We start from the raw sequence: 17375 nt of genomic DNA on the forward strand, positions 1-17375 counted from the left end.
ATTCGGACAAGGTATAATTAGTAAGAACGCTAAATTGGAAAGGGGATTTTTAGTATGGATGGTGGGAAATTCCGAGTACATTCAGAAGAAGTGACAAAAGCGACCCATGAAGCACTGGCTCGACGCGGTGTGGAAGTAGAGGAAATCGCTAAGATCGTATTGGAAATGCAATTGCCTTATAACGAAGGCTTGACGCTTTCGCATTGTATAGAATCCGTAGAAAGCGTATTGCGCAAACGGGAAATGCAGCATGCTTTGCTTGTCGGCATTGAACTTGATGAACTTGCCGAACAAGGGAAGCTGTCTGCTCCGCTTCAGCAAATCGTCGGAGCGGACGAAGGGCTGTTTGGCGTTGATGAAATGATCGGCTTAGGTGCGGTATTGACTTACGGCAGCATCGCGGTTACCACATTCGGCCATCTCGACAAGAACAAAGTCGGCATCATCCGCAAGCTGGATACGAAAGTCGGCGGAGCTGTCCATACGTTTCTCGATGATCTGGTTGCGAGCATCGCAGCCTGCGCCTCTGCCCGCATTGCACACCGGACGCGCGATCTGGAAGAGCAAGGCAAAACATTTGAAGACTTGAGACCTGAAGAAACGGCGCCGGAAACCCAGGTGGACGGAGCAGAAATTTAATGCAAATGAACCGAACTTTTTCCTTAGTTTCTCTTTTCTATAAAAATCAGTTTGACTCCTAGATACAAAGTCATGTTATGATAGAATTGGAAATATAGAAATTTTCAAACAAAGGGGAGGTCATTTTATGTTGAAAAAGAAATTTGGTTTATTTGCAGCGGTAGCGCTTGCAGGATCTGTGTTCCTTGCAGGCTGCGGAGATGACGCGGCAAATGACAGCGGAGACGGCGGTTCTGGCGGTTCAGCTGATCCGGAATTCCTGAGCATCTTAACAGGTGGAACGACGGGAACGTATTATCCGCTTGGCGGAGCGATGGCTACAATTGTGGAAAATGAAACGGGGATCGATACAACAGCTGAAGTTTCCCAAGCATCTGCCGCCAATATGACAGCGCTTGCGGACGGAGATGCACAAATCGCATTTGTCCAAACCGACACAGCTTTTTATGCAGCTGAAGGATCGAATATGTTTGAAGGGGAAGTCATCGATACCGTTTCAGCGATCGGAGCACTTTATCCGGAAACGATTCAATTGGTAACGACTGCAAATTCCGGCATTACTTCTTTTGATGATTTAGCAGGCAAGAGCATTTCAGTAGGAGCACCAGGTTCAGGTACTTATATCAACGCAGAGCAATTGCTTGAAATCCACGGCATGACAATGGAAGACATCGAAGCACAGAATCTTGACTTCGGCGAATCCCAAGAAAGTCTGCAGGCTGGCCAAATCGATGCGGCATTTATTACTGCCGGGACACCGACAGGAGCAGTTGAAAGCTTAAGCGCAACAGCAGATGTAGTGATTGTGCCGGTAGCGGAAGACAAAGCTGCGGAATTGATTGAAAAATACCCTTACTATGCAACAGATACAGTGCCATCCGGTACTTACGGTTTGACTGAAGATGTACCGACAGTATCAGTGCTTGCCATGTTAGTCGTTCAAAACGATCTTTCCGAAGATCTCGTATACGACATCACAAAAGCCATCTATGAAAATACAGACCAAATCCAACACGCGAAAGCTGAATTCATTAAAACGGAAACGGCGCTTGATGGAATCGGAATCGATATTCATCCGGGTGCACAAAAATACTTCGATGAAGTCAACTAATAAGCAAACCAAAATAATAGGCGATAAAGCGAAAGCTTTATCGTCGTTATTTTTGTAGAGATTCATATTTAGTAGAGGAGAACTAAGATGCCAACAAAGACAAATCAATGGATTCTTCTTTCGGTACTAGCCCTCATTCTTATTCTCTCCGCATTAGTATTTATTCCCATGGAAAAGAATTTAGTTTTTATCGATAACAGGGAAGCGGCGCTTTCGGCTTTTATCAAAGTTGAAGGGGATGCTTTTCAAATAAATTATACGCATTCCATCCATCTTTCCGATGTATTGGAAAGCTATGAGCTGTCGCCGGACGATAACCTCCGCATGGTGGAATTGGAATATGAAGATTTTAATATCGGTATGCCATCCAATGCAGGAGAAGGCGAAACATTTGTCGAAAAAGATGGAAAATACCTGATCACCAATATGAACAAGGAAGTAAGCGATTTTCGATTATTCGTCGGTGATATTGATGCGGATTTGTTTCTTTTGGCAAATGGCCAAGAATACGATTTAAAGAAAACGCTGGACCGGGGGAAATCCTACACGGTCAAGGTCCAGCGATTGTCCCTATTTGAGCAACTAGAAGGAGTGAATTTAAATGAGCAATAAACTTCCGCCGGAAGAACGGGAACCAATGAAACTCCCACCAAAAGATGAACATTATATTTCCGAAGAAAAGCAAAAAGAGATTTTGCAGAAATACGATCCGGAGTCCAATACCCGCGACTTAGCAGGAATTATGAAACATATTGTATTTTTCGGCCTTTTGGCATTTTCCATTTTCCAGCTTTACACGGCGATTTTCGGCCAATATACAGCTTATATTCAGCGCTCCATCCATTTAGGTTTTGCGTTGTCCCTTATATTCCTGCTGTTTCCGGCGATTAAGCGAAAAGGAATAAAACATAAAGTTGCGATTTACGATTATATTTTGGCATTACTCGCGATCGGAGTCGGTTTGTATTGGCCGATTATGTACGATGATTTAGTATTCCGGCTTGGGCGCGTGACCGAATTGGATCTTATTGTGGGGATTTTGGCGATTTTGCTGACACTGGAAGCTACCCGCCGGGCAGTCGGCTTGCCGATTACGATCATCGCTTCGGCTTTCTTGGCCTATGCCTTTTTCGGCCCTTATTTCCCGGGCTTCCTAAAGCACAGAGGCCAGGATCTGGATTCTGTCATCCAGTTAATGTTTTATACAACTGACGGGATACTTGGGACGCCGATCAGTGTTTCTGCAACGTTTATCTTTGTCTTTCTGCTATTTGGGGCTTTCCTGGTGAAAACAGGAGTAGGGCAATACTTCAATGACCTCGCTGTTTCGCTTGCAGGCCATTTGACTGGCGGTCCTGCAAAAGTCGCCATCTTCTCCAGTGCCCTTCAAGGGACGATTTCAGGGAGCTCTGTCGCAAACGTTGTAACTTCTGGATCGTATACGATTCCGATGATGAAAAAATTAGGGTATAAGAAAGAGTTTGCCGGAGGCGTTGAAGCGGCGGCTTCGACAGGCGGGCAATTGATGCCGCCGATCATGGGGGCAGCGGCCTTCCTGATGGTTGAATTTATCGGTGGAGTTACGTATTGGGAGATTGCAAAAGCAGCTGCGATTCCAGCACTTCTTTACTTTACCGGTGTTTGGATCATGACCCATTTTGAAGCGAAGCGAATCGGCTTAAAAGGGTTAACAAAAGAAGAAATGCCGAACCGAAAAGAAGTCTTAAAGAAAATTTATTTACTTTTGCCGATTGTGGCCATCATCGTGTTCTTATTGATCGGGATTCCGACGATGCACGCGGCGCTTTATGGCATCGTCTTAACCATTTTTGTCAGTGCATTCAATAAAGAAACCCGTTTAGGCATCAAGGATATTATCCATGCACTTGTCGACGGGGCAAGAACTGCACTGGCAGTAGCGGCAGCAACAGCCGCAGCAGGAATCATCGTTGGGGTAGTTGTAAAAACTGGACTTGGATTGAGCTTAGCAAACGGACTGGTTTCTGCTTCGGGCGGAAATATCCTCTTAACGCTCTTCTTTACAATGCTTGCAGCCATTGTGCTTGGGATGGGTTCGCCGACTACGGCAAACTACGTTATTACATCGACTATTGCGGCACCGGCAATCATTACTTTGCTGATGATCGGTGAACCTGCAGGGGCGGCTGTGCCGTTAGTCATTGCGTTGTCTGCCCATTTGTTTGTGTTCTATTTCGGCATCATTGCCGATATCACACCGCCAGTTGCCTTAGCAGCTTTTGCAGCTTCCGGGATATCCGGCGGAGAACCGATCAAAACCGGTTTTATTGCTGCGAAATTGGCTGCGGCCGCGTTCATAATTCCGTATATGTTCGTATTGAATCCAGCTCTGCTGATGATTGATACGACGATCCCTCAATTAATTGTCGTCTTAATCACGGCGATTGCAGGGATGCTGGCGATCGGAGCCGGATTGATCGGGTTCTGGTACCGGAAACTGTACTGGTTTGAACGGATTATCGCTGTCGCGACAGGACTTGCGTTGATCTATCCGGAAGGCTATTCAGATGCAATCGGTGCGGTCGTCTTCATCGTCCTATTTGTTATCCAATGGATGGGGCGCGAGAAGAAAGAAATTAGAACTTCAGAAGCATAAGAAAAGACGGCTGGAAGCATTCGCTTTCAGCCGTCTTTTTGGGTATGGAAAAAGCCACCACATAAATGTGATGGCTTTTTATGGCAGGCTCTGTTCCTAAAGCCTGCTGCGGGTTTGGCACCCAATGATTCCTACTGGGCTCGAACCAGCGACCTCTACCCTGTCAAGGTAGCGCTCTCCCAGCTGAGCTAAGGAATCTCAATTTCCAGGACAAGTCTAATTATATCGTGCCCCGAAAAAAAGTCAATACTTTATTCGCCGAGAAAAATGCACCACTCAGTTTGCGCTTTTTGCTGCCGGATCGACCAGCATTCAAGTGCGATTCCTTTGCCTTGGAATGGCGTGAACTCTAAAGTGAGACGGGCAAAGAGCGGTCCCCAAAAAGGCGGAGCGATGTTATTGATGACCGTTGCGTGCGGTACCCAGTGATCAGGCAAATAATAACGGTTTTGGCCCGAAAACTCCCGGGTGGAAAGATTCACCGCGCGGTGCAGTTCAGCCAAGCTTTTGGTAAACACCGGAGCCAGAAAAAAGCTGCCTTGCTGTTTGAAAAATCCAAGTGAATCGAACGACAGCGGAAGCTGCTGGAAAGATTCCGCCCACGATTCAACCGCTTTTTTGAGTTCCAGCGGATGCGCTTGCGTATAGGTTTGCAGCGTGATGTGCGGCGGGAAAATCTGGTTTGGGTTGATGCTCACCGTTTTGGCTTGGTTTTGCAAATTTTCGATGGCGCCCGATGATTGATAATCGAACCTTAAAACAATGGCTTGCATGCGTATCCTCCTAAATCAGCTTCCGGTGCTTCGGAATCCGGCATCTTGTGCTTCTTGTTCTGTGCAGAACCATTCTTCCGGATTGGTTTGGTCGTATGAACTTTGTCCGGGCATATGGTAAATTTTACTGCCGCTGCGGCTAATATTGCCTTTGATGTTGCATCTTTTATCGTACGATTGGCCGGCAGACGGGGCAGAAGAGCCGTAAGCCGCTGCGTTAAAGCCGCGGTCGGTTGCGTAATTGGGGGATTCCCAAATGCCGATCTCTTTTTCTCTTGCCTGTTTTTCAACTTCCTTGAATTCTTCGACGTAGCGCGTATTCGGCGGATAAATATAGGCGACACGCGCAAGGCCTGAGGCAAGCAGCTGTTCCTGGACGCTTTCGCCATTGACGTAGATATAGGCGAGAAGCCGGTCATAGTCATCGTAGCGTCCGCCTTCATCGAACTCGATCGAAACTTCACCGGACTCGATGATCCGTTTATTTTCAGCTGTAGCTTCCGCACCGAGCGGCTGTTTGCCGATGGTCGGATGGTTCGTTTCCGGTGTATCGACCAACAAATAGCGCACTGTCTGGTTTTTTCCTTCGAAGTCGATTTTAATCGTATCTCCGTCAATGACAGAGATGACTTTAACGTCTATCCGTTCTGATGAGCCGTTTTCTTCTTCGAGGGAAACGAATGTACAGGCGCTCAAAAGAAGGGACAAAAAAATCGGACCAATTAGTTTTTTCATTTACATCCCTGCTTCCATTTTTTCATTATATTTTGAATCGATTTGGCTTGCAATCGAAAACACGTTCGGCTACGTTTAGAAAAAAGGAGGGGTTCCATGGAAATCAATCTGCCGTTCACTTACGATTTTGACCGGACATTGGAGCGTTTGTCGCTCGATCCATTGCATGCAATCGACCTTTCAGAGAAAGCGGTCAGGCTGCCGATGCCGGAAGGAAATATTGTGAAAGTAAAAGCGACGGGTTCAACCGACCAGCCGAAATTTGAAATCACAGGAGCGGATCCTGATCAACTGGAAGAAATCAAAAATATTTTCCACTTTGACCGGTCACTTGAAAACATCCATCGGCATTTTCAGTCGACAAACCTCGCCCATCTTTTTCAAGAGCATCGCGGTACGCCGCTCGTTCGCGAATTTTCCTTGTATGGCGCTTTGATGAAAAGCATCATACATCAGCAGCTGAACCTTGCGTTTGCCCATACGTTAACGAGCCGGTTTGTCCAAAATTTCGGTGAGCAAAAGGAAGGGGTCTGGTCTTACCCGAACGCTGAAAAAATAGCGAAGCTTGAACCGCCTGATTTAAGGGAGCTGCAGTTCAGTACCCGAAAAGCGGAATATGTCATCGGCTTGTCGCAGGCGATTGCAGCCGGCACCTTGCGGCTTGAAGAAATGAAAAATCGCGAGGACGGAGAGATTGCAGCTGAACTTGTCGCCTATAGAGGAATCGGCCCTTGGACGGCGCAAAGCTTTCTCATGTTCGGTCTCGGGCGGCCTAATTTATTTCCATTAGCAGATATCGGCCTTCAAAATGCTTTGAAAATACAATGGGAGCGGAGCGAAAAGCCGAAAATTGAAGAAATCACAGCGCATTTGCCGGAATGGGAACCTTATCTATCGTATGCTGCTTTGTATTTATGGCGAAGCATCGAATAAAAAAGGGCATAATAAAACGCCTTTTCCATTATGACTCGAAAAGGCGATGCTATGTACGGATGCGGCAAAATGCGATGTGTGATGCGGCCAATTAAGCGTGATTCTCCATGTCGACCGGGGAAGTTGGATCGAAATACAAAAAGGACTCTTGTTCAAGATCTGCCAATTTCTCTTTGTTCAATCCCACTTCAAGTTCTCCAGAAAAAATAGGTTCCCACCAGTTTGCTTGCTTTTCCATGTTCAATTCCTCCTTTGAATTTTCTGTCTTAATCGTTTGACTATTCAATACCCCAAAAGGTTACACTATTAAACAGATAGGCAAAAATTAAGCCAAAGGGCCTTTAGGAAAGAGGGATTCGATGATAACTATCGGCATTGTAGGAGCAGGAATCGTGGGGGAACGAATCATCAAACAGATGCTTGAGGAAAAGGGCATTGAAATACGCGGAATTTACGATGCACAACAGGAAAGAGTGGCTGCATTGGAAAAAGAATACAACATTCCAGGCTATGATTCTTTAGAAGCCTTGCTTCATGCAGATATCGATTGGCTTTATATCGGGACGCCGCCGGCTTTCCATGCGGAAATCGCCATTCAAGCTGCCCGCACCGGCGTCCACATCCTGTGCGAAAAGCCGCTGGCGCATCAGGCAGCTGCCGGTGAAGAAATGGCGCTTGCAGCGGATCAGAACCGCATCCAAACAGCGATGCACTTTCCGCTGATGTATTCAGCGGCCGTCCACGAAATGGTCAAACGAATCCGCAATGGAAGCATCGGCAAAATTATGCGCATTGAATTGCAGACTTTCTTTCCGGATTGGCCGCGTCCGTGGCAGCAAAATCCGTGGATTGCTTCAAGAAGCCAAGGCGGATTTGTCCGGGAAGTCTTTCCGCATTATTTGCAATTGATCAACCGGATTTTCGGCGGCATTTCCATCCAATCGCATCAGATCACTTATCCCGGACGGCAAGATCTTTGCGAGACCGGCATCATTGCTCATGGCCGCACAGCTGGTGAGATTCCGCTATTGCTTGCAGGCATCAGCGGCACCGGACAAAAAGAATTGCTTGAATTTAAAGTGCACGGAGAAAAAGGCGTATTGACGCTCCAAAATTGGTCAGCACTGTACCTTTCGGAAAAGGGAGAAGAGCGCAAGGAAATCACCGATTTCCCGGCAGTTCCAAGCTTGTTTGATTCGATGCGGGATCAATCGACTTTCCTTGTTCCTTTTGAAGAAGGGCTGACGATTCAGCGGCATATCGACCGGCTTCTTGAAACCGAGTGATTTGGGGGAACGGGGAACGGGTAAAGAGCTGAAGGCAAATTTAACGACCAAAAGGGGAGAATGATATGAATTTTACGGCTAACGATGTGGAACAGATGATTGAAGCACAACGCGATTATTATTATACAGGGGCAACAAAACCGGCTGACTTCCGCAAAGCCCAATTGGCGCAGCTAAAGCAGTCGATCAAGAACCATGAACAGGAAGTACTGGATGCATTAAAGAAGGACTTAGGGAAGAGTGAATTTGAGGCGTACTCGACAGAAGTAGGATTCGTGCTCGACAGCATCACCAATATGACGAAAAACTTGGACGAATGGATGGAGTCGGAACCCGTAAAAACGCCGATCTATCTGCAGCCGGCTAAAAGTTTTGTGATGCGTGAGCCATACGGTTCCGTCCTGATCATTGGACCGTTCAATTATCCGTTCCAATTGATCATGGAGCCGCTAATCGGGGCAATTATCGGCGGAAACTGCGCCATCGTCAAACCATCGGAGACGACGCCGAATGTGACGGCCATCATCAAAACGATTATCGAAGACGTATTTCCTCCTTATTATATTCGCGTAGTGGAAGGGGAAAGAGAGGAAGTGACGGCATTGATCCATGCCAGCTTCGACTACATCTTCTTTACCGGAAGCGTCAATGTCGGAAAAGTCATCATGAAAGCCGCTTCTGAACGGTTAACGCCGATCACCTTGGAACTTGGCGGAAAAAGCCCGGCAATCGTCGACCAGACAGCCAATCTGGATTTGGCTGCGAAGCGCATTGCTTGGGGCAAATTGATGAATACGGGCCAAACATGCGTAGCGCCGGATTATATTTGCGTCCATGAATCCGTTAAAGACGAATTTATGAAAAAGCTGAAAAAGACCGTCCGGAATTTCTACGGCAAAGACGCACAGAAGAGTCCCGATTACGGCCGCATTGTCAGCACGCAGCATTTTGACCGCTTATCCACTATTATCGACCGGGAACAAAGCCAAATTGTGTACGGCGGCCAAAGAGACCGCGATGACCTTTACATTGAACCGGTCATTCTCGACAACATCAATTGGGAAAGCCCGTCCATGGAAGATGAGATTTTTGGGCCGATTTTGCCGGTGATTACGTATACGGATTTGCCGGCGCTGCTTCGCCAAATCCGTAAATTGCCCAAGCCGTTATCCGCATACTTCTTCTCAGAAAATGACCGCGCCATCGAGTTCTTCCTTGAAGAAATTCCGTTTGGCGGTGGCTGCATCAATGACACGGTGTCGCATGTCGGCAGCTCGTATTTGCCATTTGGCGGCATTGGAACTTCCGGCGTCAATTCTTATCACGGCAAACACAGCTTCGAAACGTTCACGCATGCCAAATCGATTTTGAAAAGGTCGACTAAACTGTCAACGAATGTGTTATATCCTCCCTATAAACAAAAAGTGAAATTTGTGAAAACGATCATGAAATAAGCGGCCATTGGGTCGCTTTTTTCATTTTACTCCTGCTATGATGAAAAGAAGAGGTGAGGCGAATGGAAGAACGGATTTTAATCGTCGAAGATGAAAAAAGCATTGCCCGCGTTTTGGAACTTGAATTGACTTTTGAAGGGTATCAAACCGGAGTCGCGCTGACCGGCGCTGAAGGATTGATCCAGTTCAGGGAGCACGAATGGGATTTGGTCCTGCTGGATTTGATGCTTCCGGAAATCCACGGTTTAGATGTACTGAAGCGGATCCGTTCCGCTGGAAGCGAGATACCGGTCATTTTGCTGACAGCAAAAGATGATGTGAAAGATAAAGTGGCAGGATTGGACTTAGGTGCGAATGACTACGTGACGAAGCCTTTTGAAATTGAAGAATTGCTGGCCAGAATCCGTGCCTGTTTGAGGCTTTCGACAGGCAAGAAAAACACGGATCTCCTTGTGTTCCACGAGCTTCAATTAAATACGGCAACAAGAGAAGTGGTGAGAAAAAACCGCCAAATCGAATTAACGCCGCGCGAATTCGACCTTCTTTTGTATTTAATGCAGAATCCCCAGCAAGTACTTAGCCGGGAACAAGTGCTGAATGCGGTTTGGGGCTATGATTATTACGGGGATACAAACGTCATCGATGTCTATATCCGCTACCTGCGAAAGAAAATCGATGCAGGCGAGGGAACAACATATATCCAGACGGTGCGGGGAGTCGGATATGTCCTGAAGGAGCATGCGAATGAAGCTTAAAACAAAGATCAATATCTGGTCGACAGGGATGATGCTGCTCATTTTGCTCGTTTTGATGACCATCATTTATGTTTCGTTCAGCCGGCTCGTCTATTCGACTGAAGTCAGCCAGCTTCAGGCGGATGTCGATGCCCTGGTGTCGACTTTTAATACAAGCGACCCAGCGGACCCAAGTGACGTTTTGAGGGGCTATGTTCCGCCGAACGGTTTGATCCAGGCAAAGCGGGAAGGAACGGATCTGATTCCGTCTATCCAGGACCCGGATATTGCCGACGACTTTCCAGAAGAGCTGCCGGAACAATCAGGTACGTTGAAAGTGGAAGACGATTTGTTTGCCTATGTCACAGCGCCGATCATTTGGACAGACGGGGAAATTGCAGAATTGGTTGTGGCGCAGTCTTTGGAAGAAGTGGTCAATAATGCGCGGACGCTTGGGCTTGTGCTTGTAACCGTCAGTTTGCTCGCGATGATTCCGATTTTCGTCTCCAGTGTCGTTTTGGGCAGAGTCGTGACAAAACCCATAACCGATTTGACCAAAACAATGACCCGGATCCAAAAGAGCGGCCAGTTTGAAAAGCTGCCGGCCACGGATTCCTCAAAAGATGAAGTCGGCCAGATGGGGAGCACTTTCAACAGCATGATGGAGCTGCTCGAGGAAAACTATACAAAACAGGAAGAATTCGTTTCCAATGCTTCGCACGAATTGAAAACACCTTTGACGGTGATCGGCAGCTACGCAAAATTACTGGAGCGCCAAGGAATGGAAGATCCAAAGCTTGCAGAAGAAGGGCTTTTAGCGATCCGGACAGAGACGGACCGGATGAAAGCATTGATTGAACAATTGCTTCATATTGCAAGGCGAAGCGAAACCCAATTGGTGTGGGAACCTGTCGATCTAATCGAATTGGCCAGGCAGACAGCTGCTGCGATGTCCACTTCCTACAACCGGGATTTTCAGCTCGTTTCATCCGCAACCTCCGTATTGGTAACAACCGATCTCGCCAAAATCAAACAAATTATGTACATCCTTTTGGACAATGCGAGAAAATACAGTTCGGACCGGATTGAGTTGATTGTCAAAAACGGCAATATTCCGATGCTGCAAATCCGCGACTACGGTATTGGCATTCCGAAAGAATCGATTCCCTATGTATTTGACCGGTTTTACCGGGTGGATAAGGCGAGAAGCCGAGAAACGGGGGGCTTTGGTTTAGGCTTATCACTGGCCAAACAATTGGCGGATGCGATGGGCGTGAGCTTGGAAATTGAAAGTGAGGAAGACGTAGGTACGACAATTTCCATCGTTTTCTCAGCGGATTTTAATGTCCAGGAAGTACAATCAAAGCAGGAGGGATGGTCATGAGTAAAAAGCTGATGATGGCCGGCGCTACCATTCTGCTTGGACTGCTTGCCTTCGCTTTCGTGCTGATTTTTGGCCCGGATGAAAATCCGGTTACCGAAACAGAAGCGAGTGCGGCTGTCATTGATTTGTACGGCGGAGAAATCGAAAGCACAGAGCGAGCAAAAGACGGCTACACGATCGTTTTCAATCGGGAGAATAGAAAGTATGCGGCAGAAGTCGACCAATCGACAGGGCGCATCGAATCGCTGATTTTGCTGGAAAAAGCGGTGTCTGATCCCGTTATTACCGAAAAAGAAGCGAGTGAATTGGCGTTCAAGCAACTAGACGGAGAAATTGTGAAATCGACTTTCTCAAAAACACGGAATCAATACGAAATCGTAATCGAAAATGAACGGGAACGAGCCGCCATTCTGATTGATGCGGAGGGCGGGGAAGTCCTGGATGTCAAAAAAGAAGCGATTCCAAAAGATGAAACGCTTCGCAACAGGGTAATCACGGAGGCGGAGGCCATCGCCATCGCTAAACAAACATTGGACGGCGAAGTTCAGGATCTGGAGTTTACAGAGACCGAGGACGGCGGCTTTTATTTGATCGAAATCGAAAATGACGAAACGGACAGGGAAGTGACAGTCCGAATCCATGCTGTCCGGGGGGAAACCTTAACGGTCGAATGGGAAGATTAACAGGATTTCATGCAGTTCTCATCAAATTCTCATTTTGCTCTCACAGTCCTCTCAGAAGCGGAGGCTATAGTAAAGATAGAACAAATGAGGAGGAGAAAAGAACATGAAAAAAATTATCTACATTCCAGCAGCGATTGGGGCCTTGGCATTTGGCGGAGTCGTCTTTGCAAACACGCAAAACTCGGAGGTGCCGGCGACGAACCCAACAACAAACGAGGTGGAAAATCAAACGAGCAGCAACAGCGTGCAGGAGAATTTCCTGTCTTTCGATGAAGTATCATCAAAAGCGCTTGGGATCGCAAACGGAACGATCACAGATATTGAATTGGATCAAACAGCGAGAACGCCTCACTATGAAGTAGACATTTGGGCCGATGGCTATGAGTACGATTTGAAATTTGATGCGGTAACCGGAGAAGTGCTGGAACAGAAAAAAGAAAGAGAAGACCGTGACGACGATTTCGATGACAAAGAAGTCGGCGCAGCGGATGAAAACTTGATCAGCTCAGACGAAGCCATTAAAGCGGCACAGGCCGTCGCGAAAGGTACGGTCGACAAAGTCGAGTTGGACCGCGAAGACGGGATGGTTTACTACGAAGTTGAAATTGAAGACGGCAGAACCGAGCACGAAATCTATGTCAATGCAGTGGATGGAAGCATTGTAGGTCATGAAACAGACGACGATGACGATAGAGATTAATAGAGATTCAATGAAAAAAGGAGCCGCGTGGGCTCCTTTTTACTTTATCGGCAAGATGACCGTAACTAATGTGCCGCATCCCGGCTCGCTTTCAATGGTCAGTGTGCCTCCGTGCTCTTGAATAATTTTTTGGGACACGATTAAACCGAGGCCCGTTCCTGTTTCTTTTGTTGTATAAAAAGGTTCGAAAATCTGGCCAAACTCTTCTTTTGAAATGCCTTTGCCGTGGTCCTGCAATTGGATGGCCACCGAGTTTTCATCCCGCAGTTCCACGATCAACGAAATTTCCCCAGGATTTTGGCTAGCTTCTATTGCATTTTTCATTAAGTTGATGAGAACTTGCTTGATGCGGTGCTCTTCTCCTTCAATGATAAAGTCTTCCAGCTCCCAGCAATAATCGAAAAGGATGCCATGCAAATTCAATTCCGGCCCGAATAAGGCGATGGTCTCGTCCAGGATCTTTCGCAAACTGACCTTTTTAAAAGAGGAGGCTTGCGGTTTTGCCAACACTAAAAATTCGCTGATGATGAGATTGATGCGGTCCAGCTCGGAACGGATCAATTTCGTATATTCTTTGTAAGGGTAGTCTGGATCGCTTTGCATCATTTGGACAAAGCCGGAAATGACGGTCATCGGATTTCGGATTTCATGGGCTACCCCCGCTGCAATTTCGCCGGCTAGCTTTAATTTTTCAGATTGCAGAATGAGTTTTTCCGCTTCTTTTTGATAGGAAATATCGCGTGAAATGACGGATGTTGCTACCACATTGCCATTTTGGTCAGTGATGGGAGACAACGTGATTTGAGCAAGAAAGCGGGTGCCGTCTTTTTTCACATCTTCCGTTTCAAGCAGCGAGTAGCTGCCGCCTTCCTGGACATGCCGTGTACGGTATTCAGCATTCTCGGCATTTTCCAATGGATATAATCTGAGCGGTTCTCCGATGCATTCTTCGGAAGTCCAGCCGTATAATTTTTCAAACGCCGGATTGATGGCAATGATCCGATTGTTTGAATCATAGACCGCGATGGCGTCTTTCGCTGTTTCAAAAAATAATTGAAGATAGCCTTCTTTGGAAATCAAGGCCTTTTCCATCGTTTTGTTCTTTTGTTCCAGCTGAGACCAAATTCGGCTGAAATAAATGGAATGGATCGTCGTCAAAATAAGGACGCTCGAAACAAAAGTGAAAAGCGACACATGGATGTAGGTAATGGAAGCTCTGCCGTCCAGCTCATTGAAAACAAATGCTAAAAGGAGGATCTCTGTAAAAGTGATAAAACCGAAAACGATGTTTGGAAAAGTATCGTAATATAAGGCAGAAGCAATGATCGGGATGACAAAATAAATCACGGTGACGGCTGACAGCGACTCAAAATTCAACATGAAAACGTAAATGTTCATGCTTGCAAGAATCAGGATTTGGATCAGCCGAACATTTAATTGGAGGGTATGCAGCATCCAGAGGATGCCAAAAGTCAGCAGACCAAAAATAGGAGAAGCGTACCCGGTTTCCGGAGTGAATAGCCACCTGCCGAAAAGATGCAGGAGTGCCGCGCAGCCGTATAGATAAATAAAGAGCTGATTTCTCTTAATATTGGATGATAAAGGTTCCATGCTACACCTCCGTCTATGGGATTAGTCTCAATATTACTATATAATTCCCTGTCAGAACATGGTTGATTTTGATATGATAAATAGACAGGAGGCGTTTATTATGGCATACCAATGGAATAAACAGGAAACGCTCAGTGTTTTAAAGGAGCTAGTAGAAATTCCAAGTCCTTCCGGATACACGATGGAAGTGATGAAAGCAGTTAAAAAAAGATTCGACTTATGGAATATTGAATACACGACGACCAATAAAGGCAGCGTGATTGCAACAGTGCGCGGAAAAGACGACTCGCGCCATCGGTTATTGACGGCGCATGTCGATACGCTTGGAGCGATGGTCAAAGACATTAAGCCAAGCGGCCGATTGAAGCTTTCGCTAGTCGGCGGGTTCCGTTTCAACGCAATCGAAGGCGAAAATTGCCTGGTCCACAAAGCGGATGGTTCGGTTGTATCCGGCACTATTTTAATGCATCAAACGACGGTCCATGTATATAAAGACGCGGGGTCTGCGGATCGCGATGAAAACAATATGGAAGTCCGATTGGATGAAAAAGCTTTTTCAGCAGAAGAGGTCCGGAATCTGGGCATTGAAGTCGGCGATTTTGTTTCTTTCCACCCGCGCTACACTGAAACGGAATCGGGTTATGTCAAATCGCGGCATTTGGACGATAAAGCCAGTACGGCACTCTTGCTTCAACTAGTGAAGCATTTAAACGATACGGATGAGCAATTGCCGTATACCACTCATTTTTACATATCGAATAATGAAGAAATCGGCTATGGCGGCAATTCCAATATCACGCCTGAAACGGTTGAATATATTGCAGTGGATATGGGAGCCATCGGAGACGGCCAGGCGTCGGATGAATACACGGTATCCATTTGCGCTAAAGATTCAAGCGGACCTTATCACTATGGCTTGACGCGCCATTTGATCGCTTTAGCGAAAGAGCATCAAATTGACTATAAAGTCGATATTTATCCGTACTATGGATCGGATGCTTCTGCTGCGGTCAGTGCTGGCCATGATATTAAACATGCTTTATTCGGTCCAGGAATCGAAGCTTCCCATTCCTATGAACGGACCCATATTGATTCGCTGAAAGCGGCGGCTGGCTTGCTGCATGCCTACGTCTTTTCACCGATGGTTACAGAGTAGGAGGAAAATCATGAAAACAGAAGAATTGCTCACAAGTGTGCCGTATACCAAAATAATCGGCGCGCTACCGGAAACGGTTGAACATTTAACGATGGATTCCCGGGAAGTGAGAAGAGGGTCGTTATTTATCTGCATCAAAGGCTATACCGTGGATGGGCATGATTTTGCTGCTCAAGCGGCTGCCCAGGGTGCAGTGCTTTTTGTGGCTGAAAAACCTTTGGACATTGAAGGGGCAGCTACTGTGATTGTGGAAAATACTGACCGGGCACTGGGATTGCTTTCAGCGAAATTTTACGGCTATCCTTCAAAATCGCTTCAAATGATCGGTGTCACCGGTACAAACGGAAAAACAAGTGTTGCTGGAATGATTCATTCGATGTTGATGGAGCTGAATGAAAAATCGGCATTGACCGGGACGATCGGGTTTAATTTAAACGGCGAACTCCATCAATCAGCGAATACGACAAGCGATGCCTTGACGACCCAAGCGATGATATCCCGCGCACGAGAGGCAGGGTGTTCCCATATGACGATGGAAGTTTCTTCTCATGGTTTAGTGCTCGGAAGGCTTGCAGGCGTGGAATTCAATACAGCCATTTTTACGAATCTGACCCACGACCATCTGGATTTCCACGGTACAATGGAAGAATACGGACATGCGAAAGGGCTGCTATTTTCTCAACTCGGACAAAATTTGCAGGAGAAAAAGCAGGCGGTATTGAATGCAGATGATCCGTGGTCTGAAAAATACGCAGCCATGACAGCTCATCCAGTTTATACATATGGCATTGAGCAGCCTGCCCAGTTTAAAGCGAGCGATATTGAGATGGACCATCAAGGGACGCGTTTTAAATTGACGAGCCCTCAAGGTGAATTCAACGTTTCAATGAAATTGCTCGGCCGCTTCAATGTTTCGAATGCACTAGCAGCGATTACGGCATTAGCTGCTGAAAATTATCCGTTGGAAGAAATCATTGCGGCACTGTCTCGGATCCAGCCGGTTGAAGGGCGGATGCAAAAAGTGGAGCTGGAAGCACCGATTTCCATATTCATCGACTATGCACACACACCGGATGCAATTGAAAAAGCAATTGATGCCGTAAAAGATTTTAAGACGAATCGAATTATTTTCCTTGTAGGCACCGGCGGCAACCGGGATAAGACGAAGCGCCCGATCATGGCAGAGAAAGCCTCTGCTGCCGAGTACGTGGTCCTCACAACAGACGATCCGCGTTTTGAGGAAAATGACAGCATCTTGAATGATTTAAAAGTGGGGATGAAACATGACGGATTTGCTTGCATCGGAGACCGTGCAGAAGCGGTGAAGCACGCAGTTGCCGAGGCACAGCCAGGCGATATTATCATTTTGGCCGGCAAAGGCCATGAGGATTACCAAATTATCGGATCAACCAAATATCCGCATAGCGATAAAGAAATTGCCGTAAAAGAAGCTCTAAAGAAATTCAGCTGAAAAGAAGCCTAACATGGCTTCTTTTTTTCTGGAGAGGCGGTGAAATATCCTTGTCTTTTTCCTTCGGCTT

At 46.7% G+C, this 17375-nt stretch carries 17 protein-coding genes and 1 tRNA gene; 13 read left to right on the plus strand and 5 right to left on the minus strand.

Translation table 11 applies throughout. From position 1 onward, the window contains the following. The first annotated feature begins 54 nt into the window (after positions 1–54). The 4 genes from BN1080_RS05835 to BN1080_RS05850 all read left to right on the plus strand — a co-directional run bounded on the left by BN1080_RS05835 (position 55) and on the right by BN1080_RS05850 (position 4385). Positions 55–639, plus strand: a complete 585-nt coding sequence (locus BN1080_RS05835; protein WP_052650988.1) for a phosphatidylglycerophosphatase A family protein — start codon at positions 55–57, stop codon at positions 637–639. 127 nt (positions 640–766) lie between these two features. Further along, positions 767–1750, plus strand: a complete 984-nt coding sequence (locus BN1080_RS05840) for a TAXI family TRAP transporter solute-binding subunit (RefSeq protein WP_052650989.1) — start codon at positions 767–769, stop codon at positions 1748–1750. A gap of 87 nt (positions 1751–1837) precedes the next feature. Further along, positions 1838–2362 (plus strand): DUF1850 domain-containing protein, encoded by a 525-nt coding sequence (locus BN1080_RS05845; protein ID WP_052650990.1) that lies wholly within the window; start codon positions 1838–1840, stop codon positions 2360–2362. Positions 2363–2387: 25 nt separating this feature from the next. Further along, complete coding sequence (locus BN1080_RS05850) at positions 2388–4385, plus strand: TRAP transporter permease (protein WP_234398992.1); 1998 nt, start codon at positions 2388–2390, stop codon at positions 4383–4385. A gap of 125 nt (positions 4386–4510) precedes the next feature. Here BN1080_RS05850 and BN1080_RS05855 read toward each other — a convergent pair. The 3 genes from BN1080_RS05855 to BN1080_RS05865 form a co-directional block, all read right to left on the minus strand. Continuing rightward, positions 4511–4583, minus strand: a tRNA-Val gene (locus BN1080_RS05855). A 53-nt stretch (positions 4584–4636) separates the two neighbouring features. Further along, positions 4637–5158, minus strand: coding sequence for a 2'-5' RNA ligase family protein (locus tag BN1080_RS05860; RefSeq protein ID WP_052650992.1), 522 nt, complete (start codon positions 5156–5158; stop codon positions 4637–4639). A gap of 15 nt (positions 5159–5173) precedes the next feature. Continuing rightward, a complete protein-coding gene (locus tag BN1080_RS05865) occupies positions 5174–5893 on the minus strand; it encodes a thermonuclease family protein (protein WP_110925588.1) in 720 nt (239 codons plus the stop codon). A 96-nt stretch (positions 5894–5989) separates the two neighbouring features. Between BN1080_RS05865 and BN1080_RS05870 the strand changes: the two genes are divergently transcribed. Further along, entirely contained in the window at positions 5990–6826 is an 837-nt protein-coding gene (locus BN1080_RS05870; RefSeq protein WP_052650993.1) for a DNA-3-methyladenine glycosylase family protein, read from the plus strand. A 91-nt stretch (positions 6827–6917) separates the two neighbouring features. Here the strand turns inward: BN1080_RS05870 and BN1080_RS17190 are convergent, their stop codons facing one another. Continuing rightward, positions 6918–7064 (minus strand): hypothetical protein, encoded by a 147-nt coding sequence (locus BN1080_RS17190; protein WP_199876597.1) that lies wholly within the window; start codon positions 7062–7064, stop codon positions 6918–6920. A gap of 121 nt (positions 7065–7185) precedes the next feature. On the opposite strand from BN1080_RS17190, the gene BN1080_RS05875 reads away from it, so the two are divergent. The 6 genes from BN1080_RS05875 to BN1080_RS05900 all read left to right on the plus strand — a co-directional run bounded on the left by BN1080_RS05875 (position 7186) and on the right by BN1080_RS05900 (position 13067). Then, positions 7186–8112 (plus strand): Gfo/Idh/MocA family protein, encoded by a 927-nt coding sequence (locus BN1080_RS05875; protein WP_052650994.1) that lies wholly within the window; start codon positions 7186–7188, stop codon positions 8110–8112. Between the two features lie 65 nt (positions 8113–8177). Beyond that, entirely contained in the window at positions 8178–9566 is a 1389-nt protein-coding gene (locus BN1080_RS05880; protein ID WP_052650995.1) for an aldehyde dehydrogenase, read from the plus strand. Positions 9567–9628: 62 nt separating this feature from the next. After that, on the plus strand, positions 9629–10321 hold the full coding sequence (locus tag BN1080_RS05885; protein WP_052650996.1) for a response regulator transcription factor: 693 nt from the start codon (positions 9629–9631) through the stop codon (positions 10319–10321). Further along, positions 10311–11684 carry a sensor histidine kinase gene (locus BN1080_RS05890; protein WP_052650997.1) on the plus strand — a complete coding sequence of 458 codons (1374 nt, stop codon included), beginning with the start codon at positions 10311–10313 and terminating at the stop codon, positions 11682–11684. Before BN1080_RS05885 ends, BN1080_RS05890 begins: the two co-directional genes overlap by 11 nt. Beyond that, positions 11681–12367: a PepSY domain-containing protein gene (locus tag BN1080_RS05895; RefSeq protein ID WP_052650998.1), complete on the plus strand. Its 687-nt coding sequence runs from the start codon at positions 11681–11683 to the stop codon at positions 12365–12367. Before BN1080_RS05890 ends, BN1080_RS05895 begins: the two co-directional genes overlap by 4 nt. 103 nt (positions 12368–12470) lie before the next feature. Beyond that, entirely contained in the window at positions 12471–13067 is a 597-nt protein-coding gene (locus BN1080_RS05900) for a PepSY domain-containing protein (protein ID WP_052650999.1), read from the plus strand. A gap of 39 nt (positions 13068–13106) precedes the next feature. Here the strand turns inward: BN1080_RS05900 and BN1080_RS05905 are convergent, their stop codons facing one another. Beyond that, positions 13107–14678 (minus strand): ATP-binding protein, encoded by a 1572-nt coding sequence (locus tag BN1080_RS05905; protein WP_052651000.1) that lies wholly within the window; start codon positions 14676–14678, stop codon positions 13107–13109. Positions 14679–14778: 100 nt separating this feature from the next. Here BN1080_RS05905 and BN1080_RS05910 point away from each other — a divergent pair, with 100 nt between their 5' ends. Then, complete coding sequence (locus BN1080_RS05910; RefSeq protein ID WP_052651001.1) at positions 14779–15834, plus strand: M42 family metallopeptidase; 1056 nt, start codon at positions 14779–14781, stop codon at positions 15832–15834. Between the two features lie 10 nt (positions 15835–15844). Continuing rightward, positions 15845–17305, plus strand: a complete 1461-nt coding sequence (locus tag BN1080_RS05915; RefSeq protein WP_052651002.1) for a UDP-N-acetylmuramoyl-L-alanyl-D-glutamate--2,6-diaminopimelate ligase — start codon at positions 15845–15847, stop codon at positions 17303–17305. The last annotated feature ends 70 nt before the right edge of the window (positions 17306–17375 follow it).

The sequence above is a fragment of the Planococcus massiliensis genome (assembly GCF_000821325.1).
Lineage (GTDB): Bacteria > Bacillota > Bacilli > Bacillales_A > Planococcaceae > Planococcus > Planococcus ruber.